Source organism: Vogesella perlucida, assembly GCF_979366545.1.
This window is the reverse complement of record NZ_CEETRO010000001.1, coordinates 449,233-475,047: the sequence shown is the minus strand read 5'-3', so window position 1 is coordinate 475,047 and position 25,815 is coordinate 449,233. Positions and strand designations below refer to the sequence as shown.

At 62.1% G+C, this 25,815-nt stretch carries 23 protein-coding genes; 16 read left to right on the top strand and 7 right to left on the bottom strand.

All coding sequences use genetic code 11. The features are described from left to right. Position 1 precedes the first annotated feature (1 nt). From ACZ9XP_RS02275 to sucD, 8 genes are all read left to right on the top strand, one after another. A complete protein-coding gene (locus ACZ9XP_RS02275) occupies positions 2-706 on the top strand; it encodes a succinate dehydrogenase iron-sulfur subunit (RefSeq protein WP_017506946.1) in 705 nt (234 codons plus the stop codon). Continuing rightward, positions 703-951: an FAD assembly factor SdhE gene (locus ACZ9XP_RS02270; RefSeq protein WP_147684414.1), complete on the top strand. Its 249-nt coding sequence runs from the start codon at positions 703-705 to the stop codon at positions 949-951. Before ACZ9XP_RS02275 ends, ACZ9XP_RS02270 begins: the two co-directional genes overlap by 4 nt. A 57-nt stretch (positions 952-1,008) precedes the next feature. Next, complete coding sequence (gene gltA, locus ACZ9XP_RS02265; protein WP_147684412.1) at positions 1,009-2,298, top strand: citrate synthase; 1,290 nt, start codon at positions 1,009-1,011, stop codon at positions 2,296-2,298. 150 nt (positions 2,299-2,448) lie between these two features. After that, positions 2,449-5,277 (top strand): 2-oxoglutarate dehydrogenase E1 component, encoded by a 2,829-nt coding sequence (locus ACZ9XP_RS02260; protein ID WP_147684409.1) that lies wholly within the window; start codon positions 2,449-2,451, stop codon positions 5,275-5,277. A gap of 54 nt (positions 5,278-5,331) precedes the next feature. Then, on the top strand, positions 5,332-6,582 hold the full coding sequence (gene odhB / locus ACZ9XP_RS02255) for a 2-oxoglutarate dehydrogenase complex dihydrolipoyllysine-residue succinyltransferase (RefSeq protein ID WP_438697612.1): 1,251 nt from the start codon (positions 5,332-5,334) through the stop codon (positions 6,580-6,582). A 99-nt stretch (positions 6,583-6,681) separates the two neighbouring features. Beyond that, on the top strand, positions 6,682-8,115 hold the full coding sequence (gene lpdA / locus ACZ9XP_RS02250) for a dihydrolipoyl dehydrogenase (RefSeq protein ID WP_147684405.1): 1,434 nt from the start codon (positions 6,682-6,684) through the stop codon (positions 8,113-8,115). Positions 8,116-8,293: 178 nt separating this feature from the next. Next, positions 8,294-9,463 (top strand): ADP-forming succinate--CoA ligase subunit beta, encoded by a 1,170-nt coding sequence (gene sucC, locus ACZ9XP_RS02245; protein WP_017506952.1) that lies wholly within the window; start codon positions 8,294-8,296, stop codon positions 9,461-9,463. 27 nt (positions 9,464-9,490) lie between these two features. Continuing rightward, positions 9,491-10,375 (top strand): succinate--CoA ligase subunit alpha, encoded by an 885-nt coding sequence (gene sucD / locus ACZ9XP_RS02240; protein WP_017506953.1) that lies wholly within the window; start codon positions 9,491-9,493, stop codon positions 10,373-10,375. Between the two features lie 71 nt (positions 10,376-10,446). Here sucD and ACZ9XP_RS02235 read toward each other — a convergent pair whose 3' ends face one another. The 3 genes from ACZ9XP_RS02235 to cadR all read right to left on the bottom strand — a co-directional run bounded on the left by ACZ9XP_RS02235 (position 10,447) and on the right by cadR (position 12,990). Further along, on the bottom strand, positions 10,447-11,295 hold the full coding sequence (locus ACZ9XP_RS02235) for a hypothetical protein (protein WP_438698733.1): 849 nt from the start codon (positions 11,293-11,295) through the stop codon (positions 10,447-10,449). Continuing rightward, positions 11,279-12,184, bottom strand: a complete 906-nt coding sequence (locus tag ACZ9XP_RS02230; protein ID WP_147684403.1) for a LysR family transcriptional regulator — start codon at positions 12,182-12,184, stop codon at positions 11,279-11,281. Before ACZ9XP_RS02230 ends, ACZ9XP_RS02235 begins: the two co-directional genes overlap by 17 nt. A 374-nt stretch (positions 12,185-12,558) precedes the next feature. After that, on the bottom strand, positions 12,559-12,990 hold the full coding sequence (gene cadR / locus ACZ9XP_RS02225) for a Cd(II)/Pb(II)-responsive transcriptional regulator (protein ID WP_147684400.1): 432 nt from the start codon (positions 12,988-12,990) through the stop codon (positions 12,559-12,561). Positions 12,991-13,071: 81 nt separating this feature from the next. On the opposite strand from cadR, the gene ACZ9XP_RS02220 reads away from it, so the two are divergent. Continuing rightward, positions 13,072-15,378 carry a heavy metal translocating P-type ATPase gene (locus ACZ9XP_RS02220; protein WP_465187913.1) on the top strand — a complete coding sequence of 769 codons (2,307 nt, stop codon included), beginning with the start codon at positions 13,072-13,074 and terminating at the stop codon, positions 15,376-15,378. Beyond that, positions 15,375-15,845: a methyltransferase family protein gene (locus tag ACZ9XP_RS02215; protein WP_465187912.1), complete on the top strand. Its 471-nt coding sequence runs from the start codon at positions 15,375-15,377 to the stop codon at positions 15,843-15,845. The genes ACZ9XP_RS02220 and ACZ9XP_RS02215 overlap by 4 nt, the downstream gene beginning before the upstream one ends. Before the next feature lie 3 nt (positions 15,846-15,848). Here ACZ9XP_RS02215 and ACZ9XP_RS02210 read toward each other — a convergent pair whose 3' ends face one another. The 3 genes from ACZ9XP_RS02210 to ACZ9XP_RS02200 all read right to left on the bottom strand — a co-directional run bounded on the left by ACZ9XP_RS02210 (position 15,849) and on the right by ACZ9XP_RS02200 (position 18,546). Next, entirely contained in the window at positions 15,849-16,160 is a 312-nt protein-coding gene (locus ACZ9XP_RS02210) for a hypothetical protein (RefSeq protein ID WP_147684396.1), read from the bottom strand. A gap of 4 nt (positions 16,161-16,164) precedes the next feature. Beyond that, positions 16,165-16,695, bottom strand: coding sequence for a putative metalloprotease CJM1_0395 family protein (locus ACZ9XP_RS02205; protein ID WP_147684394.1), 531 nt, complete (start codon positions 16,693-16,695; stop codon positions 16,165-16,167). Positions 16,696-16,785: 90 nt separating this feature from the next. Beyond that, positions 16,786-18,546, bottom strand: a complete 1,761-nt coding sequence (locus ACZ9XP_RS02200; RefSeq protein WP_465187911.1) for an ABC transporter ATP-binding protein — start codon at positions 18,544-18,546, stop codon at positions 16,786-16,788. Between the two features lie 76 nt (positions 18,547-18,622). Between ACZ9XP_RS02200 and ACZ9XP_RS02195 the strand changes: the two genes are divergently transcribed. The 3 genes from ACZ9XP_RS02195 (at position 18,623) to ACZ9XP_RS02185 (ending at position 20,301) form a co-directional block, all read left to right on the top strand. Beyond that, positions 18,623-19,108: an acyl-CoA thioesterase gene (locus ACZ9XP_RS02195; protein WP_147684389.1), complete on the top strand. Its 486-nt coding sequence runs from the start codon at positions 18,623-18,625 to the stop codon at positions 19,106-19,108. Beyond that, the gene (locus ACZ9XP_RS02190) at positions 19,105-19,551 is read left to right on the top strand and encodes a GNAT family N-acetyltransferase (protein ID WP_438697274.1); all 447 of its coding nucleotides are present in this window, start codon (positions 19,105-19,107) and stop codon (positions 19,549-19,551) included. The genes ACZ9XP_RS02195 and ACZ9XP_RS02190 overlap by 4 nt, the downstream gene beginning before the upstream one ends. A 72-nt stretch (positions 19,552-19,623) precedes the next feature. Then, a complete protein-coding gene (locus ACZ9XP_RS02185; RefSeq protein WP_465187910.1) occupies positions 19,624-20,301 on the top strand; it encodes a TIGR01621 family pseudouridine synthase in 678 nt (225 codons plus the stop codon). A gap of 72 nt (positions 20,302-20,373) precedes the next feature. On the opposite strand, the gene ACZ9XP_RS02180 is transcribed toward ACZ9XP_RS02185, so the two are convergent. Continuing rightward, entirely contained in the window at positions 20,374-21,744 is a 1,371-nt protein-coding gene (locus ACZ9XP_RS02180) for a peptide MFS transporter (protein ID WP_465187909.1), read from the bottom strand. Positions 21,745-22,368: 624 nt separating this feature from the next. Here ACZ9XP_RS02180 and ACZ9XP_RS02175 point away from each other — a divergent pair. The 3 genes from ACZ9XP_RS02175 to ACZ9XP_RS02165 all read left to right on the top strand — a co-directional run bounded on the left by ACZ9XP_RS02175 (position 22,369) and on the right by ACZ9XP_RS02165 (position 25,781). After that, on the top strand, positions 22,369-23,757 hold the full coding sequence (locus ACZ9XP_RS02175; RefSeq protein ID WP_465187908.1) for a tryptophanase: 1,389 nt from the start codon (positions 22,369-22,371) through the stop codon (positions 23,755-23,757). A gap of 86 nt (positions 23,758-23,843) precedes the next feature. After that, positions 23,844-24,623 (top strand): hypothetical protein, encoded by a 780-nt coding sequence (locus ACZ9XP_RS02170; protein ID WP_147684378.1) that lies wholly within the window; start codon positions 23,844-23,846, stop codon positions 24,621-24,623. Between the two features lie 51 nt (positions 24,624-24,674). Continuing rightward, positions 24,675-25,781, top strand: coding sequence for an alpha-hydroxy acid oxidase (locus ACZ9XP_RS02165; RefSeq protein WP_465187907.1), 1,107 nt, complete (start codon positions 24,675-24,677; stop codon positions 25,779-25,781). The last annotated feature ends 34 nt before the right edge of the window (positions 25,782-25,815 follow it).

The window sequence follows — 25,815 nt, the reverse complement described above, 5'->3', positions numbered from 1 at the left end:
GATGACCAAAGCCCGTTTTTCCATTTACCGCTACGATCCGGACAAGGACGCCAAGCCGTACATGCAGGATTACGAGATCGAGCTGGGCCCGAACGACGTAAAACTGCTGGACGTGATCGTCAAGCTCAAAGCCATGGACGACACCCTGTCGTTCCGTCGCTCCTGCCGCGAAGGTATCTGTGGCTCTGACGCCATGAACATCAACGGCAAGAACGGTCTGGCCTGCGTCACCAACTGGGCTGACCTGAAACAGCCTATCGAGCTGCGCCCGCTGCCTGGCCTGCCGGTTATCCGCGACCTGATCGTGGACATGACCCAGTTCTTCAAGCAGTACCACTCGATCAAGCCTTACGTGATCAACGACACGCCACCGCCAGAGCGCGAGCGCCTGCAATCGCCGGAGGACCGTCTGGAGCTGGATGGCCTGTACGAGTGCATTCTGTGCGCCTGTTGCTCTACTTCCTGCCCGTCTTTCTGGTGGAACCCGGACAAATTCGTTGGCCCGGCCGGCCTGCTGGCTGCCTACCGCTTTATCGCGGATACCCGCGATCTGGCGACCAACGAGCGTCTGGACAACCTGGAAGACCCGTATCGCCTGTTCCGTTGCCACACCATCATGAACTGCGTGGATGTGTGCCCGAAAGGTCTGAACCCGACCAAGGCAATCGGCAAGATCAAAGACATGATGGTTAAGCGTGCCGTATGACCGACATCGATCCGGTTGAAATAAAACGGATCCGCTGGCGCTCGCGCCGTGGTTTGCTGGAACTGGACATTGTGCTGGAGCGTTTTCTGGCTAATGGCTTCGACCAGCTCACCATGGCCGAGCTTGCCGCGTACAGGAAGTGCCTGGAGCTGGGCGATAACGACTTCCTGGACTACGTAAACGGCAAGGCGGAAGTAGACGATCCCGAGTTGGCACACATCATCGGGATTTTGCGGGCGGTTTAAAGCCTGCAAGCAGCAAAACAAATTACAACGACCACAAACTGAACTGGGAGTATTGCTGTGGAAAACAATCGTAAAGTGACGCTCACCTACAACGACGGTAAAGACAATCTGGAGATGCCGGTACTGAAAGGTACCCTGGGTCCGGACGTAGTCGATATCCGTTCGTTCTCCAAAACCGGTATGTTCACCTTTGACCCCGGCTTCCTGGCTACCGCCAGCTGCGAGTCGCAAATCACCTTTATCGATGGTGACCTGGGTCAGCTGTACTACCGTGGTTACCCGATCGAACAGTTGGCCGAGAAGAGCGACTACCTGGAAGTGTGCTACCTGCTGCTGAACGGCGAACTGCCTACCGCAGAAGAGCGCAAGGTATTCGAGCGCGGCATCATGCGTCACAACATGCTGCACGACCAGCTGATGAGCCTGTTCAAAGGCTTCCGTCGTGATGCACACCCGATGGCTGTGATGGTGGGTGTGGTTGGCGCGCTGTCTGCCTTCTACCACGACTCGCTGGACATCAATAACCCGGAACACCGCAAGATCTCGGCACACCGCCTGATCGCCAAGCTGCCGAACATTGCCGCCCAGGCGTACCGCTACAACAAGGGTCTGCCGTTCTCCTACCCGAAAAACGGCCTGACCTACGCCGAGAACTTCCTGCACATGATGTTCTCTACCCCGTGCGAAGAGTACAAGGTGAACAAGACCCTGGCCCTGGCCCTGGATCGCATCTTCACCCTGCACGCCGACCACGAGCAGAACGCGTCTACTTCTACCGTACGTCTGGCTGGCTCCTCCGGTGCCAACCCGTTCGCATGTATCGCCGCCGGTATCGCCTGCCTGTGGGGCCCGTCCCACGGTGGCGCGAACGAGGCTGTGCTGAAGATGCTGGACGAAATCGGTTCGGTAGAAAACGTACCGGCGTTCATGGAAGGCGTGAAGAACAAGACCCACAAACTGATGGGTTTTGGTCACCGCGTGTACAAGAACATGGACCCGCGCGCAGCCATCATGAAAGAGACCTGCGACGAAGTGCTGAACGAGCTGGGCCTGCACAACGATCCGAAGTTCAAACTGGCCATGGCGCTGGAAAAAATCGCCCTGGAAGACCCGTACTTCATCGAGCGCAAGCTGTACCCGAACGTAGACTTCTACTCCGGTATCGTGCTGTCGGCTATCGGTATTCCGGTATCCATGTTCACCCCGATCTTTGCCTTGGCACGTACCGTGGGCTGGATCTCCCACTGGGCTGAAATGATTGCCGACCCGGCAATGAAGATCGGCCGTCCGCGTCAGCTGTACACCGGTGCCCAGCGCCGCGACTACATCCCGCAGGATCAGCGTTAATCGCTAGCAAAAGGTTGGCCGCTATGCGGCCAACCTTTTTGCGGTGAAGAGCGTTCTGTCAAAAAGAGGCGTGTGTGACGCCGTGTCCACACAGCTCTTTTTGTCAAAACGGTTTTTGCAAAGCAGCAACGCAGACAAAAGGGTCGAATAATGATGCAATCCATGTACAGTCATTCCCACCTGTTTGGTGGAAATGCACCGTTCATCGAGGAACTGTACGAACAGTATCTCGCTGATCCGAACGTGGTTCCGGCGGAATGGCGGGATTACTTCGATAAGCTGGCAATGGCACCGGGTGCGGCAGAGCGCGACGTAGCGCATCAGCCTATCCAGGAGTCGTTCATCCAGCTGGCCAAGAAGCCGCTGGCTGGCCAGCGCAGCAGCGATGTGGCCAACTGGGAGTCCATGCAAAAGCAGGTAGGCGTACTGAAGCTGATTTCGGCTTGGCGCGTACTGGGTTCCCGCCAGGCTAACCTGGACCCGCTCAAGCGTATGGACCAGGCGACCATGCGTGAGCTGGACCCGGCTCAACATGGCCTGTCCGATGCCGATATGGCTGTGCAGTTCAATGTAGGCTCGCTGGTTGCCCCGCAAAAGCTGCCACTGTCCGACATTCTCGCCCGTCTGAAACAGACCTACGGCGGCAATGTGGGCGTGGAATACATGCACATCACCACCTCTGAAGAAAAACACTGGGTACAGAAGCGCTTTGAAGGCGACCTGTCCACCCCGCGTTACAACGCAGAGAAAAAACAACGCATCCTGAAGCAGATCACTGCTGCAGAAACACTGGAACGCTACCTGCATACCCGCTATGTAGGCCAGAAGCGCTTCTCGCTGGAAGGTGGCGAATCCGCCATCGCCGCACTGGACCACCTGATCCAGAACGGTAGCGCCTACGGCGTAGAAGAGCTGATCATCGGCATGGCCCACCGTGGCCGCCTGAACGTGCTGGTGAACACCCTGGGCAAGCTGCCACGTGACCTGTTTGCCGAGTTCGAAGGCAAGGCAGCGCAAGAGCTGGCCTCGGGCGACGTGAAGTACCACATGGGCTTCTCGTCCGATATTCCTACCGCCAACGGCCCGATGCACGTATCGCTGGCGTTTAACCCGTCCCACCTCGAAATCGTGAACCCGGTAGTAGAAGGTTCCGTGCGCGCCCGCCAGGAGCGCCGCAACGACGTGGAAGGCAAATCGGTGGTGCCGCTGCTGATTCACGGTGACTCCGCGTTTGCCGGCCTGGGCGTGAACCAGGGCACCTTCAACCTGTCGCAAACCCGTGGCTATCGTACCGGCGGTACCATCCACCTGGTGATCAACAACCAGGTAGGCTTTACCACCTCCGACACCCGCGACATGCGTTCCACCCTGTACTGTACCGACGTGGCCAAGATGATCGAAGCACCGATCTTCCACGTGAACGGTGACGATCCGGAAGCCGTCTGCTACGTGATGCAGGCAGCGCTGGAATACCGCATGCAGTTCAAGAAGGACGTGGTTATCGACCTGGTGTGCTACCGCAAACTGGGCCACAACGAAGGCGACGATCCGTTCCTGACCCAGCCGATGATGTACAAGCGCATCGCCAAGCACGCCGGTGTGCGCGCCATGTACGCCCAGCGTTTGGTCGCCGAAGGTGTACTGAAGGCCGAAGCCGCTGACGACCTGATTCGTGCCTACCGTGATGCGCTGGACAAGGGCGAGCACGTCGAGCAGACCGTGCTGTCCAACTACCGTCGCGAACACGCGCTGGACTGGAGCCAGTATCAGGGTACCCACTGGGCACACCCTACCGATACCAGCCTGCAGCAAGCCGACGTACAGCGTCTGGCAGAGAAGTTCACCCACGTACCGGCCGACTTCAAGCCGCACCCTACCGTGAAGCGCGTTATCGAAGCCCGCCAGGCCATGGCGCGCGGCGAGCAGCCGCTGGACTGGGGTATGGCAGAAACCCTGGCCTACGCCAGCCTGGTGACCAACGGCTACGCCGTACGCATCTCCGGTGAAGACTCGGGCCGCGGCACCTTCTCGCACCGTCATGCAGTACTGCACGACCAGAACCGTGAAAAGTGGGACCAAGGCACCTACATCCCGCTGGCCAATATGAGCGAAAACCAGGCCGACTTCCGTGTGATCGACTCGATCCTGAACGAAGAAGCGGTACTGGCTTACGAGTATGGCTATGCGTGCTCCGCCCCGGACCAGCTGGTCATCTGGGAAGCCCAGTTCGGCGACTTCGCCAACGGTGCCCAAGTGGCCATTGACCAGTTCATCTCCTCTGGCGAAACCAAGTGGGGCCGTCTGTGCGGCCTGACTACCATCCTGCCGCACGGCTACGATGGCCAAGGCCCGGAGCACTCCTCCGCGCGTCTGGAACGCTGGCTGCAGCTGTGCGCCGAGCACAATATGCAGATCGTGATGCCGTCCGAAGCTGCGCAGATGTTCCACATGCTGCGTCGCCAGGTACTGCGCCCGTATCGCAAGCCGCTGGTGATCTTCCTGTCCAAGCGCCTGCTGCGCTACAAAGACTCGATGAGCCCGATCGAAACCATCACCCAGGGCTCTTTCCGCCCGGTGATCGGCGATGCCAGCATCCAGGACCCGAAAAAGGTGAAGCGCGTGCTGCTGTGCGCTGGCCAGGTGTACTACGACCTGGTCAACGGCCGCAAAGAGCGTGGCATGGAAGAAGACGTGGCCATCATCCGTATCGAACAGCTGTATCCATTCCCGACCGAGCTGCTGCAAGCCGAACTGGCGCAGTTCTCGCACGTGAAAGAGCTGCTGTGGGTACAGGAAGAGCCGCGTAACCAGGGTGCCTGGTATCAGATCCGCCACCGCCTGGAAGGCCTGCTGCAAGCCAAGCAGACGCTGGAGTTTGCCGGTCGTCCGTCGTCGGCCTCCCCAGCCGTGGGCTATATGAGCAAGCACGTTGCCCAGCTCAAGTCCTTCGTCGAAGAAGCGTTTTCGCTCAACAAATAACACCTGCACAAAAGAACGGGGCGGCAGCAAGCCGCCCCACAACGGAGAAGAACAATGGCCATTATCGAAGTCAAAGTCCCCCAGCTCCCGGAATCCGTGTCCGAAGCCACCCTGATGACCTGGCACAAGCAAGTCGGCCAGGCTGTTGCCCGCGATGAAAACCTGATCGATCTGGAAACAGACAAAGTGGTACTGGAACTGCCAGCCCCACTGGCAGGCGTGATCGTGAAAATCATCGAGCAGGATGGCGCTACCGTGACCTCCGGCCAGCTGATTGCCCACATCGATACCGAAGCCACCGCAGGTGCGTCTGCACCTGCTGCTGCAGCGCCAGCTGCTGCCCCGGCTGCCGCCCCGGTACAAGCTGCTGCTACCGGCGGCGCTGCCATGCCTTCCGCTGCCAAACTGGCCGCCGAAACCGGCGTGAACCTGGCTGATGTAGCCGGTACCGGCCGTGATGGCCGCATCCTGAAAGAAGACGTAGCCGCTGCCAAACCGGCTGCTGCGCCGGCCCAGTCCGGCCCGGTGATCGCCGCTGCCGCACCGTCCGCTGGCGTGGCCCTGGCGTCCACCCCGGCTGTCAACGCTGCCGCGCTGACTTCCGGTCGCCCGGAGCAGAGCGTGCCGATGTCCCGCCTGCGCCAGCGCGTCGCCGAGCGCCTGGTAATGTCGCAGCAAACCAACGCGATTCTGACCACTTTCAACGAAGTGAACATGAAGCCGCTGATGGACCTGCGCAACAAATACAAAGACAAGTTCGAAAAAGAGCACGGCGTGAAGCTGGGCTTCATGGGCTTCTTTGTGAAAGCCGCCGTTGCCGCACTGAAGAAATACCCGATCGTGAACGCGTCGGTAGATGGCAACAACATCATCTATCACGGCTACTTCGATATCGGCGTGGCAGTAGGCAGCCCGCGTGGCCTGGTGGTGCCGGTTATCCGTAACGCCGACCAGCTGTCGCTGGCCGACATCGAAAAACAGATCGCCGACTTCGGCAAGCGCGCCCAGGAAGGCAAGCTGACCGTTGACGAGCTGACTGGCGGTACCTACACCATCTCCAACGGCGGTACCTTCGGCTCCATGATGTCCACCCCGATCATCAACCCGCCGCAATCCGCCATTCTGGGCATGCACGCTACCAAAGAGCGCGCTGTGGTAGAAAACGGCCAGGTTGTGGTACGCCCGATGATGTATCTGGCGCAGTCCTACGACCACCGCATCATCGACGGCCGCGAAGCCGTGCTGTCGCTGGTTGCCATCAAGGACGCCATCGAAGATCCGGCTCGCCTGATCCTGGATCTGTAATCACCGCAGGCGGGGGCTGGCGCAGCCTGTCATCCGCCATTCACGACGAACTGGCAAGCTGGCCGCATGCGGCCAACTTGCTACAGGATAGAGAACACCATGTCCCAACAATTCGACGTAGTAGTGATCGGCGGCGGCCCTGGCGGCTATGTAGCTGCCATTCGTGCAGCCCAGCTGGGCTTCAATACCGCTTGCGTAGACGCTACTAAAAACCCGGAAGGCAAACCTTCGCTGGGTGGTACCTGCCTGAACGTAGGCTGCATCCCGTCCAAAGCCCTGCTGCAGTCGTCGGAAAACTTCCACGCCGTACAGCACGACTTTGCCAAGCACGGTATCAGCGTAGAAGGCGCGCAGATGGACGTGGCCAAAATGCTGGCCCGCAAGAACGACATCATCACCAAGAACGCCGGTGGTATCAGCTTCCTGTTCAAAAAGAACAAGGTCGCCAACATCCACGGTCTGGCCACGCTGAAAGCCCGCCAGAACGAAAAATGGGTGATCGAGGTTGCCGATAACGGCGCCGTGGTGGATACGCTGGAAGCTACCCACGTCATCATCGCTACCGGCTCCAGCCCGCGCCAGCTGCCTGGCCTGGCTACCGACAACCAGATCGTACTGGACAACGAAGGCGCGCTGGCGCTGACCGCTGTACCGGCACGCCTGGGCGTGATCGGTGCCGGTGTGATCGGCCTGGAAATGGGTTCGGTATGGAAGCGCCTGGGCGCCGACGTCACCATTCTGGAAGCCGCACCGACTTTCCTGGGCGCTGCCGACCAGCAAATCGCCAAGGAAGCCTTCAAGACCCTCACCAAAGACACCGGCCTGGATATCAAGCTGGGCGTGAAAATTGGCGAGATCACCAAGGCTGACAACGGCGTGGTGGTGAACTACGAGCTGAACGGCGAAGCCGTGAAAGCCGAGTTCGACAAGCTGATCGTGTCCATCGGCCGCGTGCCGAACACCCAGGGCCTGGGTGGTGCCAACGTGAACCTGCAAATGGACGACCGCGGTTTCATCGTGGTAGACGACCACTGCCACACCAACCTGCCAAACGTATGGGCGATTGGTGATGTGGTGCGCGGCCCGATGCTGGCGCACAAAGCGTCGGAAGAGGGCGTGGCCGTGGCCGAGCGTATCGCCGGCCAGAAGCCGCACGTAGACTTTGGCGTGATTCCGTGGGTGATCTACACCAGCCCGGAAATCGCTTGGGTCGGCAAGACCGAAGAGCAGCTGAAGGCAGAAGGCATCGAGTACAAGAAAGGCACCTCCGGTTTTGCGGCCAACGGCCGTGCGCTGGGTCTGGGCCAGGCACAAGGTACCGTGAAGATCCTGGCGTGCGCCAAGACCGACCGTATCCTGGGCTTGCACATGATCGGCCCGATGGTGTCCGAGCTGGTGACCGAAGGCGTGGTATCCATGGAATTCAAAGCCGCCAGCGAAGACCTGGCACGCATTGTCCATGCCCACCCGAGCCTGTCCGAAGTGGTACACGAAGCCGCCCTGGCCGCTGACAAGCGCGCCCTGCACGGCTAAAAGAACAGGCAGCAGGCAGGGCACTTTCAGGGTAAAGTGCCGGCCCGCTGCCTCTATGGTTTTGTTGCCGATATCGATAGAACACACTGCTTGTAGTCCAGGCGGTACAATCGCGACATCTCAGGCATAGCAAGGTTGGCCGCAAAGCCAGCCAACTATCCACCCGAAAGGAAACTTAATGAACCTGCACGAATACCAAGCGAAAGAGCTGTTGGCCAAATACGGCCTGCCGGTGCAAAAAGGCATTCTGGCCACCACACCGGAAGAAGCCGCTGCTGCCTACGACCAGTTGGGCGGTAAATTTGCCGTTGTAAAAGCCCAGGTCCACGCTGGTGGCCGCGGCAAAGCCGGTGGCGTAAAAGTGGTGAAAACCCGCGAAGAAGCTGCCGAAGTAGCCAAAACCCTGATCGGTACCAACCTGGTAACCTATCAGACCGACGCAGCCGGCCAGCCGGTAAACAGCGTGCTGGTATGTGAAGACATGTACCCGGTACAGCGCGAACTGTACCTGGGCGCCGTGGTAGATCGCGGTTCCCAGCGCGTGGTATTCATGGTGTCCACCGAAGGCGGCGTGGAGATCGAAAAAGTAGCCGAAGAAACTCCGGAAAAGATCATCAAGATCGAAGTGGACCCGCTGGTAGGCATGCAGCCGTTCCAGACCCGCGACGCGGCCTTCGCCCTGGGCCTGTCCGGTTCGCAGATCGCTGCGTTCAGCAAACTGATGCTGGGTGCTTACAACGCTTTCGTTGAAAACGACTTTGCCCTGTTCGAAGTGAACCCGCTGGCACTGCGCGAAAACGGCGAACTGGCTTGCGTAGACGGCAAGATCAACCTGGACTCCAACGCCCTGTACCGTCACCCGGCCCTGCTGGCCCAACGCGACAAGTCGCAGGAAAACGAACGCGAAGTGAAAGCTTCCGAGTTCGACCTGAACTACGTAGCGCTGGAAGGCAACATCGGCTGCATGGTGAACGGCGCCGGTCTGGCCATGGCTACCATGGACATCATCAAGCTGAAGGGCGGTCAACCGGCCAACTTCCTGGACGTGGGCGGCGGCGCAACCAAAGAGCGCGTGATCGAAGCGTTCAAGCTGATTCTGGCTGATACCTCGGTACAAGGCGTGCTGATCAACATCTTCGGCGGCATCGTACGCTGCGACATGATCGCCGAAGCGATTATCGCTGCCGTTAAAGAAGTGAACGTGACCGTACCGGTAGTTGTGCGCCTGGAAGGCAACAACGCCGAGCTGGGTGCCAAGATCCTGGACGATTCCGGTCTGAAACTGACCTCCGCCCAGGGCCTGAACGACGCAGCCGAGAAGATCGTTGCTGCTGTTGCCGCCCTGTAATCACCTGCACCGCATAAGGATTTCAAAATGAGCGTATTGGTAAACAAAGATACGAAAGTGCTGGTGCAAGGCTTCACCGGCAAAAACGGTACTTTCCACGCCGAACAGGCGCTGAAAGTAGGCACCAAGGTGGTTGGCGGTGTTACCCCGGGCAAAGGTGGCAGCGAGCACCTGGGCCTGCCGGTGTTCAACACCATGAAAGACGCTGTACGTGAAACCCAGGCTGACGCTTCGGTGATCTACGTACCTGCAGCTTTCGCCAAGGATTCCATCCTGGAAGCGGTAGAAAGCGGCGTTAAGCTGATCGTGTGCATCACCGAAGGCGTGCCTACCCTGGACATGCTGTACGTGAAAAAAGCCGTAGACGAAGCCGGCATCCGCCTGATCGGCCCGAACTGCCCAGGTATCATCACCCCGGGCGAGTGCAAGATCGGCATCATGCCGTGGCACATCCACAACCCGGGCCGCATCGGTATCGTGTCCCGTTCCGGCACCCTGACTTACGAAGCTGTGGCACAAACCACTGCGCTGGGTCTGGGCCAGTCCACTTGCATCGGTATCGGCGGCGACCCTATCCCGGGTACCAGCCACATCGACGCGCTGCGTCTGTTCCAGGATGACCCGGATACCGACGCGATCGTGATGATCGGTGAAATCGGTGGCTCCGCAGAAGAAGAAGCTGCCGAGTTTGCCAAACAGTACGTGACCAAGCCGGTGGTAGGTTACATCGCTGGTGTGACTGCACCAAAAGGCAAACGCATGGGCCACGCTGGCGCCATCATCTCTGGCGGCAAAGGTACTGCCGAAGAGAAGTTCAAGGCTTTCGAGCGTGCAGGCATCGCCTACACCCGCAGCCCGGCCGAAATCGGCAAGACCATGTTCGAACTGCTGAAAAGCAAGGGCATGATCTAAGCTTTCTGCCTCGCCAGAACAGCACAACGCCACCGCATGCGGTGGCGTTTTTTATTGCCTGCGGCCAACCTCTACGGCTGATACCACAGGTTTTTGCGCTCTAGCGGCGTTTCTGGCGGCAGCAAGGGGTTGGCCAGGTGAATGATCTGGCGTTTGTCCAGCTGCAGGGCGCGCAGGGTACTGCCGTTGTGCTGCTGGAACAGCGTGTCGAAGCTGCCGTCGCTGATGGCCAGCTCCAGCCCCTGGCGGATCATCTGCGCCAGCTTCGGGCGGTTGGGGGTGACAAAAAAGTAAAACGCGGTAGGGTAGTGCAGCAGGATGTGCTGGTCTATTTCCAGGCGCAGATCGGCATGCGTGCGCTGTTCGTTCTGGATCTCGATGACACTGCGGGGAAAGTAGTCAAAGCGGTGTTTGGCCAGCATGGTGAACAGCGGCTCGTAGTCCGGCGTGCTAACTACCGGCAGGCCGGCGGCTTGCAGGATGGTGGTGTCCGGCCAGTCGTGTTCCTGGCCGGCAGTAAACCTGGCCAGGGTTTTCAGGCTGTTCACCTCGGCCAGCAGGTGGGCTTTGCCTGGAGGCAACAGGGCGACCCGCCAGCCTATCAGGCCCTTGTACAGCGGGATGCGGATGGGGAGCAGCAGGCGTTCGCGCTCGCGGTTGGTCATAGTCCACATCACATCGATGCGGCTCTGTTTGCGTTGCAGCTCCATGATGGCCCTGCCTTGTACCATGGCCGGGCCAGGGCGCAGCAGGCAGGTGGCACCCGCTTTGCCACAAGCCAGTTTCAGCAGGGACAGCATGTAGTGCAGCTGCGGGTCGCCCTTCGTGGGCAGGATGGGGTAGTTGATCAGTACCGGGTTGGCGTGGCAGCTTGCCCCGATGAGCAGGCCTAGCAAAAACAGTTTAAGGCGGGCTGGCATGGTGGCTATCCAGTAGCAGTTCACGGGTCAGGGTGATCCAGGCCCGGGCTGCGTGGGAAAGATAGCTGTCTTTCTTCCAGATCAGGCCGATGTGCCAGATGATGCGCTCATCATCAATGGGGATCACGTCGAAGCGGTGCGGCTCCAGCTGGCTGGCAATGGCTTGGGGCAGCAGGGCAATGCCCAGTCTAGCTTCCACCATGGCAACGATAAAATCCCAGTGTGCGCTGCGTCCGGCAATGTTGATGTTTTTTCCCATCATGCGGAAAGCATCGCTGATGCGTGTGGTGAGCGAGAAGTCCTCGGGGTAAAACACGATGGGCTGGTCGGCCACGTCGGGCAGGGTCAGCATGGCGCGGCCATGCCAGGGGCTGCCGGCCGGGGCCACCAGGCACAAGCGGTCGCGTACCAGGCTTAGGCTGTTGAAGATGTGGTGGTCTACCGGTAGCACGGCCGCGCCGATTTCCAGGTTGCCCGAGCGGATGCTGCTTTCAATCGCCAGGGCGCCGTCTTCCACCATTTTCAGCTCTACGCCGGGGTAACGGTCGCGAAACGCCCCCACCACCGGGGCAAAGAAAGCACCACCAGCCATGGGCGGCAGGCCCACCACCAGCTCGCCACGGGCTAGCGAGGCCAGGTCAGCCAGCGCGTTTTTCAGGCGCAGCTGCGCGGCCAGCACGTCTTGCCCGCGCAGGTAGACTACCCGCCCGGCGTCGGTCAGCTGAAAGCTTTTGCCTTCGCGTATCAACAGTGGCGTGCCCAGTTCGTCTTCCAGCTGCTTCACCATCTTGCTGATGGTGGGCTGGGTGACAAACAGCGCCTCGGCGGCCCGGGTGAAGTTTTGCTGGCGTACCAGCTCGGCAAAATAGCGCAGCGCCTTGATGTCCATTGTCATTCCAAAAAAGAATAGTTTTGATAATTTTAATTCATTTTTAGAATGTAATAAACCTACGTATACTCCGAATCACTCTCTGTGTTGTGTTGTGGCTCGTAAACACAGCAGGTGTTGACCGCTTGAGGCTGCCAAGGATTCTCCTCCCGCCGCAGCTGCGAAACACCCGCTGTTTGCCACAGGTGGCTTTGCCACTTTTGGTACAGGCACCAGCCTAGTGCTGGTTCAGGATTATCTGGTGCCTCGTACATCCGGGGATTGTGTACGAGGTGAATCCTCTGTTTTCCCCTTACGAGCGTTGTTCGGCCGGCTATCAAGCCGGCTTTTTTTTGCCTGTCTGTTTTGTACAGCGTGTTGTGCGGCCAACCTGGCTACGACGCATCGTGGCAGGCGCAGGCCTCGCCCGTGGCCGCATCATCCAGCGTTTTCAGAATGCCGCAGTCTGCCAGCGTATGCGGGCTATCGCAGCGGGCACGCAGCTGTTGCAGCTGTATCTCCAGCTTTTGCAGGGCTTCGATCTGGCTGTGCACGCGGCTGATTTGCTGGTCGATCAGCGCGTTCACGCGGTCGCACGGCTCGGCGGCCGGTTGCTGGTGAAAGCCGGCCAGCAGGCGGATATCGGCCAGTGGCATACCCAGCGAGCGGCAGTGCAGGATAAACGCCAGCTGTTCCAGATGTGGCTGTTCGTAACGGCGGTAGCCGCTGCTGCTACGCGCCGGTGCCGGCAGCAAGCCTTCGCGTTCGTAATAGCGGATGGTTTCGCTTTCGCAGCCGGTGCGTTTTGCCAATTCGCCGATTTGCATCATCTTTCTCCTTTGGGGCGCTTGACCTTATAGTAGCTACAGGGTTTGCAATAGCACAAGCAAGCTTCTGTGGAGACCAGCATGGCCCTGTACCAACCCAAACCTGGCAGCAAGATCATCCCCCTGACCATCGCCGGTGCACGCCCTGACGTGACGATGCATCCTGCCGACCACGACCACGACCACGACCACGACCACGACCACGACCACAGCCACGACCAGGCCGCATGCTGCAGTGGCGACGCCTGCAGCAGCACGCTCACGGCGGCGCCGGTAGCGGGCGACGCACCGGCTGGGAGCAGCGCCTGGCGGCTCGCCATCCCCGCCATGGATTGCCCCACCGAAGGGCGCTTGGTGGACAAGGTATTAGCAGCGGTACCCGGCGTGCTGCGCGTGGATTTCAACTACATCGAACGCACCATCACCGTGCACCAGCGCGATGCCAGCCTGGCGCAGCTGCAGGCCGCGCTAGCCAGCACCGGCATGCCAGGCCGGCTGCTAGAGCATACCGATACCCCTGCCGCCACACCGCCCGCTGGCGAAAGCCGCGGCCAACTATGGCTGGCGGGCCTGCTGGCCGCTGCCGCCGAAGGGGTGGTGCTGGCGGGTGCCAGCGACAGCGCTTGGTGGGTGGCGGCGCTGGCTATCGCGTCGATGCTGGCTGGCGGGCGCAGCACGGCGCGCAAAGGCTGGTACGCGCTGAAGCTGCGCACGCTCAATATCTACTTTTTGATGAGCCTGGCCGTGGTCGGCGCCATGGTGCTACAGCAGTGGCCCGAGGCCGCGATGGTGCTGTTCCTGTTTGCGCTATCGGAAAAGCTGGAAGCCATGTCGCTGGCCCGTGCCGGTGAAGCGGTACGTAGCCTGATGGCGCTCAAGCCAGACACCGCCTGGGTAGAGCAAGGTGGCCAGTGGCAGGCCGTACCCAGCGATAGCTTGCAAGTTGGCCGCGTGGTACGGGTACGCCCCGGCGAGCGCGTACCGCTGGATGGCGTGATCGTGAGCGGCCGCAGCGACTTTAACGAGGCGCCCATTACCGGCGAAAGCCTGCCGCTGGACAAGGCCGAGGGCGACGCCGTGTTTGCCGGTGCCATCAACGGCCAGGGGCTGGTGCTGGTACAGGTCACGGCTGCCGCCGATGGCAGCGTGCTGGCGCGCATTATCCGCAGCGTGCGCGATGCCCAGGCGGGCAAAGCCGCCACCCAGCGCTTCATCGACCGCTTTGCCGCGGTGTACACCCCCATTGTGGTGGCCGTAGCGGCACTGTTGGCCGTGGGCCTGCCGCTGGCCGGCTGGATGAGCTGGCAGGATGCGCTGTACCAGGCGCTGGTGCTGCTGGTGATTGCCTGCCCCTGCGCCCTGGTCATCGCCACGCCGGTCACGCTGGTGTCGGCGCTGTCGTCGGCGGCGCGTCGCGGCATGCTGGTAAAAGGCGGCGCCGCGCTAGAGGCCGCTGCCCGCATCCGCTACCTGGCACTGGACAAGACCGGCACCCTGACCCGTGGCCAGCCGGTAGTAGAAGACATCCTGCTGCTGCAGCAAGGTATCAGCCGCCATAGCGTGCTGCAGCACGCTGCCAGCCTGGAGGCACATTCCACTCACCCGCTGGCGCGGGCCGTACTGCAGGCCGCCGGCGATACGCCGCTACTGGCGGCCAGCCAGCTACAGGAAACCACAGGCGAAGGGGTGATGGCGCAGCTGGACGGGCACAGCTGGGCGCTGGGTAACCGCCGCCTGCTGGCCCGGCTAGGGGCCGATGTGGCCGCGCTGGAGGCGCAAGTACCGGCAGGCATGGGCGAGATGTGGCTGTGCCGTAACGGCGTACCGCAAGCCCTGCTGCTGGTGGCCGACGCGCTGCGACCGGACGCGCAGGCCGCCGTAGCGCAGCTGCAGCGCCTGGGCATCCAGCTGACGGTGTTGTCCGGCGACCAGCAGGCGGTAGTTGGCCGCACGGCAGCGCAGGTGGGCATTAGCGAGGCACTGGGCGGCCTGCTACCCGACGACAAGCTGGCGCATATCCGCCGCCTGGCGCAGCAGGGGCCAGTGGCCATGGTGGGCGATGGGGTGAATGATGCACCGGCGTTGGCGCAGGCCGAGCTGGGTATCGCCATGGGCGCGGCCGGGTCGGATACCGCACTGGAAACGGCGCAGGTGGCGCTGATGGAAGACCGCCTGGACAAGCTGCCGCAGCTGTTTGCCCACGCCCGGCGCAGCATCGCCGTGCTGCGCGCCAATATCGTGCTGGCGTTGGGCATCAAGCTGGTGTTCTTTATCCTGGCGCTGGCGGGTTTTGCCACGCTGTGGATGGCGGTGTTTGCCGACGTCGGTGCCAGCCTGCTAGTGATATTTAATGGCCTGCGTCTGGCGCGGGTGGGAGAAAAAACATGATGCGCTGGCTGGAGTGCCGCATCCCGCCACCGCTACTGGCGCTGCTGTGCGGCTGGGGTATGGCGCAGCTGGCGGCGCGTTGGCCGCAGTGGCCGCTAGCGCTGCCAACCGTACTACGCACGGTGCTGATCCTGGCACTGCTGCTAGTGGCGGTACTGCTGGAAGGTAGCGCGGTGTGGGCTTTCGTACGGCGGCGTACCAGCATCAGCCCACTGCAGCCGCAGCGTAGCAGCACACTGGTGGTAGACGGTTTTTACCGCTTTAGCCGCAACCCCATGTATCTGGGCATGCTGTGTCTTTTGCTGGCATGGGCCGTGTGGCTGGGGCAGTGGCAGGCACTGGCCGGGCCACTGCTGTTTGTGCTGTGGCTAAACCGTTTCCAGATTGCCCCGGAAGAGCAGGCACTGTTGGCGCGCTTTGGCAGCCGCTATGCCGCGTACTGCCGCCGGGTGCGGCGCTGGTTGTAGCGCCTACACCTTCATGCCGCGCATGCCGGTGACCCGGAACGGATACAGCTCGGGCACCATCACGCCACCGGCCACCACCGGGTCGGCCTGCATGATGGCGCGGGCCTCGCTCTCGATGCCGGTCATGATCAGCACCATGGCAAAGGCTTGGGCGTTGTCGGCTGTGGTGCGGCCAAACAGCGTGACCTTGCCGGCCAGGCACAGGTCGTCCAGGTAGCAGGTGTGTTTGCTGATGCACTCTGCCTCGTGGTCGCTCAAACCGGCGCGCAGCATGTCGGGGCGGGTGGGGCGTAGCAGGTAAAGGTAGTGATGCATGGTGTCATGCCTGTGTATCAATGCCGCGACCTTGCAGGGCGGGGGCCGTGCTGTCTTGCGGCTGGTAGGTTTTCTCTATGTTGTTGCCTGCCTGGCGGGCCGCAGCCTGTTCGGCCATGGCTTGCAGGGCCATCTGGCGCGCTTGTGCGGCCACAGCCTGGTCCTGGCCGGATGGCTCGGCCGGGGCCAGTGCCGCACGCTGTATGGCCTGTGCCTTGCGCAGGGTGTCTTCCGGCGTGCGCCCCGGGCTGACATCGATGCTGACGTTGCCGCCTACGGCATAGCGTTTGCCATCCGGGCCCTGCTGGTAGCTGTAGCTGGGGCCGCTCACACTCACACCGCCAGCCGCCGCCATATGTGCCTGTTCGTGGGCACGCACTTCGCTATCGCGCGCTTTCAGCTTTTCTACCTGCTTTTCTTCTTCTTCGCTCAACGCAGCCGTACCGGGCTGGCCGCGGCTGGTGCTGCCGGCCGGGCTGGCTGTATTGCTGTAGGCGCTACCGTAGTTGGCCGCAGAGGGGGCGCTTATGCTCATGTCTCTCAGTTACTCGGCTGTTGTCTATAAGCATAGACCATAAAAAACGGCCTGCTATTGCTGGCAGGCCGTGTGCTGATACGTGCGGGTTTACGCGTCGCGCTCGCCCGTTTGCAGGCGCCACAGCGCGGCGTAGCTGCCGTTTTGCGCCAGTAGCAGCGCATGCGTGCCCGACTCTACGATCTGGCCTTGTTCCATCACGTGGATGCAGTCGGCGTGGCGTACGGTGGACAAGCGGTGGGCAATCACCAGGGTGGTGCGCCCGCGCGACACCACATCCAGCGAGCGCTGGATGGCGGCTTCGGTTTCGTTGTCTACCGCGCTGGTGGCTTCGTCCAGTATCAGGATGCGCGGGTCTTTCAGGATGGCGCGTGCCAAGGCCAGGCGCTGGCGCTGGCCGCCAGACAGCTTCTGGCCGCGCTCGCCTATCTGCGTATCGTAGCCCTGTGGCAGTCGGGCAATGAACTCGTGCGCCTCGGCGGCGCGGGCGGCGGCCTCGATGGCACTGCGGCCAGGCTGGCCCATGCCGTAGGCGATATTGTCGGCCACGCTGCCGTCGGTCAGGAACACATCCTGGCTGACATAGCCAATCTGCCGGCGCAGGTCGGTAAGCGATAGCTCGCGGATATCATGGCCATCCAGCCGTATCGCCCCGGCCTGTGCGTCGTAAAAGCGCAGCAGCAGCTTGACCAGTGTGCTTTTGCCCGAGCCGGTGGCGCCGACAAAGGCCACCGTGCGCCCGGCGGGTATGGTGAGCGACACGTTGTGCAGCACAGTAAGGTCGCCGTAGCCGAATGACAGGTTTTCGAAAGCCAGGCTGCCGGATACTGTGCCGGTTGGCAGCGCTTTGCCATCGTACGGTATCGAGACGGGTGTGGAGAGCACGTCAAGCACACGGTCGATGGCCGTCATCGAGCGCTGGTACAGGTCGGCAATATCGGCTAGCCCCACCAGCGGCCACAGCAGCCGCTGCGTGAGGTACACCAGCATCGAGTAGCTGCCAACACCGATATCGCCCTGCAGGGCCAGCCAGCCGCCGTACACCAGCGTGACCACAAAGCCGGCCAGAATGGCCATGCGGATCACCGGAATAATGGCGGACGACAGGCGGATGGCGTCGGCGTTGGCCTGGCGGTAGTGCTCGCTGGCCTGGCGGATATGCTCGGCTTCGAACGCTTCGGCGGTAAACGCCTTGATGGTGGCTATGCCCAGCAGGTTGTTGCTGAGGCGGCCGTTAATCACCCCGGCGGCTTCACGCACTGCGCTGTAACGCGGGGCAATACGCTTCTGGAACCAGAACGTGCCCACCAGGATCAGCGGCACCGGAAACAGCGCCAGCATGGCCAGCTGCGGTGCCAGGTAAAAGAACACGGCACCGACCATAATGGAGGAACACACCACCTGGATAATGCTGTTGGCGCCACCGTTCAGAAAGCGTTCCATCTGGTTGATGTCATCATTCAGGATGGACATCAGGCTGCCGGTGCGCTTGTCTTCAAAGTAGGACAGTGGCAGCTTTTGTACGTGGTCGTAGGCGTCCAGCCGCAGCACGTGCTGCAGGTTTTGCGCCAGGTTGCGCCAGCGCAGCTGGTACAGGTATTCGAATAACGATTCACCGGCCCAGATCAGCACCGTTAGCCCGCCCAGCCACACAAGCTGCTCAAAGCTGTCGGTAATGCCCAAGCGGGCCAGGAAAGAATCCTGCTTGCTGACCACCACATCCACTGCCACGCCGATCAACACCTCGGGCAGGATGTCGAAAAACTTGTTGATGGCAGAAAATGCCGAGGCAAGATAGGCATCGCGCCGGTATTGGCGGGCATAATGAAAGAGCCGTGACAGGGATGACATGGTATCTGGCTGGTATCAAGGGGGGACGGCGATTGTACGCCGCCATGCTAGAAGAATGAAAAAGGAATACGTTGCAATGACTGAACACTCTGTTAACCAGCGCGAGCTCACCATGTCGGTACTGATGACGCCAGACATGGCCAACTTTTCCGGCAACGTCCACGGCGGCGTGCTGCTGAAACTCTTGGACCAAGTCGCCTATGCCTGCGCCAGCCGCTACGCCGGCTGCTACGTGGTGACGCTATCGGTAGACCAGGTACTGTTCAAGCAGCCCATCCACGTGGGCGAAATGGTCACCTTTCTGGCCAGCGTGAACCACGTTGGCCGCACCTCGATGGAAGTCGGCATCAAGGTGGTGGCAGAGAACATCCAGCAGCGCACCGTGCGCCACACCAATAGCTGCTACTTCACCATGGTGGCCTGGGCCGATGGCAAAGCCATGCCGGTACCGCCGCTGGCGCTGGAGAGCGACACCCACAAAAAACGCTTTCGCGAAGCTGAAATCCGCAAGCAGATGCGCCTGGAGGCAGAGCAGCGCATGCAGCAGGCAGGCACGGCATGAAAGAGGGCCTGGTGCCGCTCACCGCGCTGGATAAGCTGCGAGCGTACGACATCTATTGCACTGGCATGCAGGGCAAGCTGAGCCGCTGCGCCGGGTGGGACCCGGTGTTGCAACGGCAAGGCTTCGAGCAGAGCTTTACCGCCGGTACGCTGTTCTGGTACCGGCACCAGGGCCAGGAGGTGGCGCTGGTGAGCATGTCGCGCCGCGATTACGGCCTGCACGTACACCTGCTGGTGGTGCTGGATGCCTGGCGTCGCCAGGGCATGGGGCGGCGCGTGCTGGCACACCTGCATGATCTTAGCCGTGGCCGCGTCACGCTAAGCTGCCTGCGCGACGACAAACCCGTGCGGGCTTTTTATGCCGAAATGGGTTACCACATCGCCGGCATGGAGCCGGATTTTCTCAATCTGGAATGGCCGGGGCCGCAGGCCAAGGCAGGCTGAGCGCCGGCCCGGCCTGCTTGGGGCGGGCACGGCTTTGCCCTACAATGCGCGCCTCTTTACCGAAAGCCCGCCATGTCTGCCTACCAGCTCGTTCATGCCCATCCGCAGTTTTACGTGATTCATAAAGCCCCTGGCGTCAGCTTTCACCGCGAAGACGACGCACCGGGCCTGATGGATGCCCTGCGCGACGGCCTGCAAGACGACGCCCTGTGGCCGGTACACCGGCTGGACCGCATCACCAGCGGCCTGATCGTGGTGGCGCGCAGCCAGGCCGCCGCCGCCGAGCTGGGCGCGGCCTTTGCCGGGCGCGAGGTGGAAAAATATTACCTCGCGCTGTCCGATACCAAGCCCGCCCGCAAGCAGGGGCTGATCAAGGGCGATATGGACAAAGGCCGCGGTGGCGCCTGGAAGCTGTGCAAAAGTGCGGCCAACCCTGCCGTTACCCAGTTTTTCAGCCACAGCCTGGCGCCCGGCCTGCGCCTGTTTGTGCTGCGTCCGCGCACCGGCAAAACCCACCAGCTGCGCGTGGCAATGAAGTCGCTGGGCGCACCCATTCTGGGCGATGCGCTGTACGGCGGCAGCGCCGCCGACCGTGGCTACCTGCACGCCTACGCGCTGGCCTTTACCCTGGCGGGCGAGGTGCATCGCTTTAGCTGCCTGCCGCAGTGGGGCGAACGTTGGCCGCAGCCTGCGCTGGCCGACTATCTGGCGGCCAACCCGCCAGCCAGCCTGCCGTGGCCGGTGCTGTAGCGCTGTCGCCAGCATGAAAAAAGCCGGTCGCGTGCGCGAACCGGCTTTTTTCATGGCCGTGGGCGTAGAGGCTTAGCCCAGGCCGTGCATCATCTTCTTCAGTTTGCCCGACAGCAGGAACAATACCAGCGCGGCGCTACCGGCCATGATCACGAACAGCATGAAAAAGTCGTGCAGGTTGGCCACGGTGTAGCCCAGAAACTGCGGTAGCGGCTTGCCCGGCTCCGGGTACAGGCCGGACAGCACGCCGGCAAACTTGTTGGCCAGCGCGCTGGACAGGAACCACACGCCCATCATCATCGATACCAAGCGGGCAGGCGACAACTTCACCACCAGCGACAGGCCGATAGGCGACAGGCACAGCTCGCCAAAGGTATGGATGCTGTACAGGCTGATCAGCCACAGCATGCTTACTTTCATACCCGGTTCCAGGCCGGTCACACCCAGCGCAATGATCAGGTAGCCGATGGCCAGCAGCAGCAGGCCGATGGCCATTTTCATGGGCGAGTTTGGCTCCAGGCCTTTTTTGCCCAGCGTCAGCCACAGCCAGGCAAACAGTGGTGCGCACACCACGATCACCACCGGGTTGATGCTCTGGAAGAACGACGCCGGTACCGTCCAGCCCAGCAGCTGGCGGTTGGTTTGTTCTTCGGCAAAGAAGGTCAGCGAGGCGCCGGCCTGCTCGAAAGCGGACCAGAAAAAGATCACGAACGCCGACAGCAGCATGATCACCGCCAGACGGTCTTTTTCCTGGCGCGTCAGCGGCGCGTGCTGGATCTTTTCGCCGCTGTCATGGTGGCGCTTGGGCGGCAAGCCGATAGCCGCGCCTTCCGGGGTGACCAGGTAGCGGTTGCGCAAGCTCAGAAACAGCGCCAGCGACACCAGCATGCCGATACCGGCCGCCAGAAAGCCCCATTTGAAATCGGCCGGGTGGCCGGTGTCGCCCAGCGTGCCGCACACCAGCGGCGCCAGCAGCGCGCCGGCGTTGATACCCATGTAGAACAGGGTGAAGGCGGAATCCACACGCTTGTCACCCGCCGGGTACAGCTGACCCACCATGGACGAGATATTCGGTTTGAACAGGCCGTTACCGGCAATCAGCAGCGCCAGGCCGCCAAACATCAGCGGGGTGGCCGTGGCGGGTTGCTGGTACAGCGTGGCGGCAAAGAACATGGCGAACTGGCCGGCGGCCATCAGCAGTGCGCCGCACACAATGGCGCGGCGGTTGCCCCAGTAACGGTCGGCAATATAGCCGCCCAGCAGCGGCGCAAAGTACACCAGGCCGGTATAGCTGCCGTAAATCTCGGAAGCGTAGGCCTTGTCGAACATCAGCGCCTTGACCATGAACAGCACAAAGATGGCGCGCATGCCGTAGTAGCTGAAGCGTTCCCACATTTCGGTCACAAACAGCAGGTACAGACCGCGAGGGTGTTGTCGGTACATGAAGGTCTTTCTCTAGTGGTGAGTGAAGTGCACAGCCCTTGTTCTCTGTGGTAGGCTTTGGCGGGGGTGGGATTGTGCTGATGGTTTGGCGTTATTGCAATATAAAAATGCGCTAAATTGAACATTTATGGCGTTATATTGTAATAAATGGCTGGAACTTATTTGATATGCATGGTTGTATAGTGTGGATATTCCAGCGCAGCTATGTGGTTTTCACTATCGAATTGCTGCGGTGTAGCATTAATAGATCTTGCTGAAGGAGAGCGGCTGGCGTACGCTGCAGTGTGGCCTGCATGGCCACCCGACACACTGGAGAACGTGCATGAAACCGCTAGTTTGCCCCGCAGCAAGCAGCGCCTGCCGCAGCCTGCTGCCCAACTGGTACAACCTCGACGTTGTGCTGGCCAACGACTTTCCCCGCGCCTGATGCCCCTTGGCAGCTACCCGGCTGCCCGTCTGTTTTAAAGCCAAACCAAACAATCAACTGACACCTGTGGCCCTGCCACGCTGCGTTGCTGCGCCCTATGGCCGCGCCCGCAGTGTGCCGCCGCGCCGCCACCGCACGGCCATGCCGCGTGGGGGGCTGCGCGGCAGCCAGGTTGGCCGCAGGCATGGAGCATCAACATGGCACGACGCATTCCCGAACCTTTCCGCATCAAGATGGTAGAACCCATCAAGCAGACCACCCCCGAATACCGCCGCCAGGCACTGGCTGCTGCCGGCTGGAACCCCTTCCTGCTGCGCGGTGAAGACGTGTACATCGACCTGCTGACCGACAGCGGCACCGGCGCCATGTCGGACCGCCAGTGGGCTGGCGTGATGATGGGCGACGAAGCCTACGCCGGCAGCCGTAACTTTTACGAGCTGGAAGCTACGGTAAAAGAAGTATTCGGCTACGCCCACACCATGCCCACCCACCAGGGCCGCGGTGCCGAGCAGATCCTGTTCCCCGAGCTGGTAAAGCGCTGTGGCAGCCAGCAGCCGGTATTCCTGTCCAACTACCACTTTGACACCACCAAGGCGCACGTAGAGATTGCCGGCGCACGCGCCATCAACGTGCTGACGCCGCAGGCGCTGGACACCACTACCGCCTACGACTGGAAGGGCGATTTCGACCTGCCGCGCCTGGCCGCGCTGATCGAAGAACACGGTGCGGCCAACGTGGCCGGCCTGATCATCACCGTGACCTGCAATAGCGCTGGCGGCCAGCCGGTGAGCATGACCAGCATCCGCGAGTCGGCCGCGCTGGCGCGCCGCCACGGTATTCCAGTGATCATCGACGCGGCGCGCTTTGCCGAAAACGCCTGGTTCATCCAGCAGCGCGACCCCGACTACGCCAACATGTCGGTACCAGCCATCGTGTACGAGATGTTCAGCCACGGCGACATGTTCACCATGTCGGCCAAAAAGGACGCGCTGGTGAATATCGGCGGGCTGTGCTGCTTCAAGAACGACGAAGACCTGTTCCGCAGCGTGCAGGTGCGCTGCGTGGCGATGGAAGGCTTTGTCACCTACGGCGGCCTGGCCGGGCGCGACATGGCAGCGCTGGCCGTGGGCCTGAAAGAAGGCATGGACGAGGGCTATCTGGCCTACCGTATCGGCCAGGTGGCTTACCTGGGCGACAGGTTGGCCGCCGGTGGCATCCCGATCCAGACGCCCACCGGTGGCCACGCCGTGTTTGTGGACGCCAAAAAGCTGCTGCCGCACATCCCGGCCGGGCAGTTCCCCGCGCACGCGCTGGCCTGCGAGCTGTACCTGGAAGGCGGCATTCGCGGCGTGGAAATCGGCTCGCTGCTGCTGGGGCGCAACCCGGCTACTGGCGAGCAGGAGCCGTCGCCATTCGAGCTGCTGCGCCTGACCATCCCGCGCCGCGTGTACACCAACGACCACATGGACTACATCGCCGACTGCCTGATCGATATCCAGCAGCGCGCCAGCAGCATCCGTGGCCTGGGTTTTGACTACGAGCCGCCCATCCTGCGCCACTTCACCGCGCGGTTGCACCCGCTGTAAGCCGTTTTATTGCCACCACACCCCGCCCCGCTGCCATGCAGCGGGGTTTTTTGTGGCCTTGTATAGTGCAGGCAGGAGGAGCAGGCATGGCCATCAAGATCATCATGGTGCTGGGCGCCACGCTGCTGGCCAGCGCGGCACGCGGCGAAACCAGCGTAACGATTTCTTACACTGGCGAGGCGCTGGTGTACGACGGCGAGCTGTCGGCTGCGGCCAACCAGCGCCTGTTTGCGCTGTACGACGCCGCCACGGTCAAGCCGCATACGCTGGTAATCAGCAGCAGCGGCGGCACGTTCAACCTGGGGCTGGCGTTGGGCGAGTGGGTCGCACAGCACCGGCTGCGCGTGCATGTGCCGCGCTATTGCAACTCGGCCTGCGCCAACTACGTGTTTACTGCCGCCAGCCACCGCGAGCTGGGCTATCACGCGCTGCTGGCCTTTCATGGCGGCATGGACGAGGCGCATCGCCAGCGCGCTGCCTATCTGGCGCGTTTTCCCGCGCAGCGCCAGGCCGAAGCGCGGCAGCGCTTTGCCGCCGAGGTAAAAGAAGCGCGCCAGCGCGAGCTGGCTTTCTTTGCCCGCATCGGTGTGGACCCGCAAATCACCAGCTACGGTTACCGCCACTTTGCGCGCATCATGCAGCGCTATAACGCCTGGAGTTATTCGCTGCCCATGCTGAGCCGCTTTGGCGTGGGGCCCATCACCATCAGCCAGGGCGAGCGCTGGCTGCCGCGCCCCGCCAACGACAGCCTGCTGATGATCGTGTCGCCGCAGCGCTACGGCTGCCTGCCCGCCGGGCGTGTCACTGACCTGCTGTACGACTGCGCGACCGACCAGCCGCTGCCGCTGTCCGTGCTGGGTGATTGATAGTTATTCTTATCTAGGGTAGGGTGGCGCTTTGCCCGCTGCCCTACCGCCATGAGCCCGCACCTGGACCACATTCCCGCCGACCTGGTATCCGCCGCCGACTACCAGCGCTACGCCCAGCGCATGATGTCGGCCAACGCACGCGCCTATATCGACAGCGCCGCCGCCGACGAGCTGAGCCATGCGGCCAACCTGCAAGCCTTTGCCCGCCACCGCCTGCACACCCGCGTACTGGCCGACGTACAGGGCGGCCACAGCCGCTGCCGCCTGCCGGGGCTGGATCTGGCCATGCCGATTTTGCTGGCACCGGTGGCGTACCAGAAGCTGGTGCACCCCGACGCCGAACGCAGCGCCGCCTACGCCGCCAGCGTGATGGGTAGCAGCATGCTGGTCAGCACCCTGGCCAGCACGCCGCTGGAAGACATCGCCGCCGCCGCGCAGGCACCGCTGTGGTTTCAGCTGTACTGGCAGCACGACCGCGCCGTGGTGGCGCAGCTGGTACAGCGCGCCGAAGCCGCCGGCTATACCGCGCTGGTGTTGACGGTGGATGCGCCACTGGCTGGCGTGCGCAACGCCGAACAGCGCGCCGGCTTTGCCTTGCCGGATGGTGTGGCCGCGGTGAACCTGGCCGCCATGGCACCGTACCAGCCGGTGTTGGCCGCAGGGCAGAGCGCGGTGTTCGACGGCATGATGGCCATCGCGCCGCGCTGGGCCGACATCGCCTGGCTGCGCAGCCAGACCCGCTTGCCCATTGTGCTGAAAGGCATCCTGTCGCCGCACGACGCCGAGCTGGCGCTACAGCACGGCGTGGATGGCCTGATCGTGTCCAACCATGGCGGCCGCGTGCTGGACACCGTACCGGCGGCGCTGGACGCGCTGCCCGCCATCGCTGCCGTGGTACAGGGCCGCGTGCCGCTGCTGCTGGACGGCGGCGTGCGCCGTGGCAGCGACGTATTCAAGGCGCTGGCGCTGGGGGCCAGCGCGGTGCTGATCGGCCGCCCTTTCATTCACGCGCTGGCCGTAGCCGGTGCGCTGGGCGTGGCCCACTTGCTGCGCACCCTGCACGAAGAGCTGGAAGTGACCATGGCGCTCACCGGCTGCCGCACCTTGGCCGATATCGGCCCGCATTGCCTGTGGCCGGCGCCCCCTGCCGCGTAGCGCGGGTGGCTTGCGGCCAAGCTTGGCCGCATGG

Excerpts from the sequence above, each read along its gene's own strand:
- ACZ9XP_RS02275 (WP_017506946.1), top strand. The coding sequence starts at position 2 with ATGACCAAAGCCCGTTTTTCCATTTACCGCTACGATCCGGACAAGGAC.
- ACZ9XP_RS02270 (WP_147684414.1), top strand. The coding sequence starts at position 703 with ATGACCGACATCGATCCGGTTGAAATAAAACGGATCCGCTGGCGCTCG.
- ACZ9XP_RS02260 (WP_147684409.1), top strand. The coding sequence starts at position 2,449 with ATGATGCAATCCATGTACAGTCATTCCCACCTGTTTGGTGGAAATGCA.
- odhB (WP_438697612.1), top strand. The coding sequence starts at position 5,332 with ATGGCCATTATCGAAGTCAAAGTCCCCCAGCTCCCGGAATCCGTGTCC.
- lpdA (WP_147684405.1), top strand. The coding sequence starts at position 6,682 with ATGTCCCAACAATTCGACGTAGTAGTGATCGGCGGCGGCCCTGGCGGC.
- sucC (WP_017506952.1), top strand. The coding sequence starts at position 8,294 with ATGAACCTGCACGAATACCAAGCGAAAGAGCTGTTGGCCAAATACGGC.
- sucD (WP_017506953.1), top strand. The coding sequence starts at position 9,491 with ATGAGCGTATTGGTAAACAAAGATACGAAAGTGCTGGTGCAAGGCTTC.
- ACZ9XP_RS02235 (WP_438698733.1), bottom strand. The coding sequence starts at position 11,295 with ATGCCAGCCCGCCTTAAACTGTTTTTGCTAGGCCTGCTCATCGGGGCA.
- ACZ9XP_RS02230 (WP_147684403.1), bottom strand. The coding sequence starts at position 12,184 with ATGGACATCAAGGCGCTGCGCTATTTTGCCGAGCTGGTACGCCAGCAA.
- cadR (WP_147684400.1), bottom strand. The coding sequence starts at position 12,990 with ATGCAAATCGGCGAATTGGCAAAACGCACCGGCTGCGAAAGCGAAACC.
- ACZ9XP_RS02220 (WP_465187913.1), top strand. The coding sequence starts at position 13,072 with ATGGCCCTGTACCAACCCAAACCTGGCAGCAAGATCATCCCCCTGACC.
- ACZ9XP_RS02215 (WP_465187912.1), top strand. The coding sequence starts at position 15,375 with ATGATGCGCTGGCTGGAGTGCCGCATCCCGCCACCGCTACTGGCGCTG.
- ACZ9XP_RS02210 (WP_147684396.1), bottom strand. The coding sequence starts at position 16,160 with ATGCATCACTACCTTTACCTGCTACGCCCCACCCGCCCCGACATGCTG.
- ACZ9XP_RS02205 (WP_147684394.1), bottom strand. The coding sequence starts at position 16,695 with ATGAGCATAAGCGCCCCCTCTGCGGCCAACTACGGTAGCGCCTACAGC.
- ACZ9XP_RS02200 (WP_465187911.1), bottom strand. The coding sequence starts at position 18,546 with ATGTCATCCCTGTCACGGCTCTTTCATTATGCCCGCCAATACCGGCGC.
- ACZ9XP_RS02195 (WP_147684389.1), top strand. The coding sequence starts at position 18,623 with ATGACTGAACACTCTGTTAACCAGCGCGAGCTCACCATGTCGGTACTG.
- ACZ9XP_RS02190 (WP_438697274.1), top strand. The coding sequence starts at position 19,105 with ATGAAAGAGGGCCTGGTGCCGCTCACCGCGCTGGATAAGCTGCGAGCG.
- ACZ9XP_RS02185 (WP_465187910.1), top strand. The coding sequence starts at position 19,624 with ATGTCTGCCTACCAGCTCGTTCATGCCCATCCGCAGTTTTACGTGATT.
- ACZ9XP_RS02180 (WP_465187909.1), bottom strand. The coding sequence starts at position 21,744 with ATGTACCGACAACACCCTCGCGGTCTGTACCTGCTGTTTGTGACCGAA.
- ACZ9XP_RS02175 (WP_465187908.1), top strand. The coding sequence starts at position 22,369 with ATGGCACGACGCATTCCCGAACCTTTCCGCATCAAGATGGTAGAACCC.
- ACZ9XP_RS02170 (WP_147684378.1), top strand. The coding sequence starts at position 23,844 with ATGGCCATCAAGATCATCATGGTGCTGGGCGCCACGCTGCTGGCCAGC.
- ACZ9XP_RS02165 (WP_465187907.1), top strand. The coding sequence starts at position 24,675 with ATGAGCCCGCACCTGGACCACATTCCCGCCGACCTGGTATCCGCCGCC.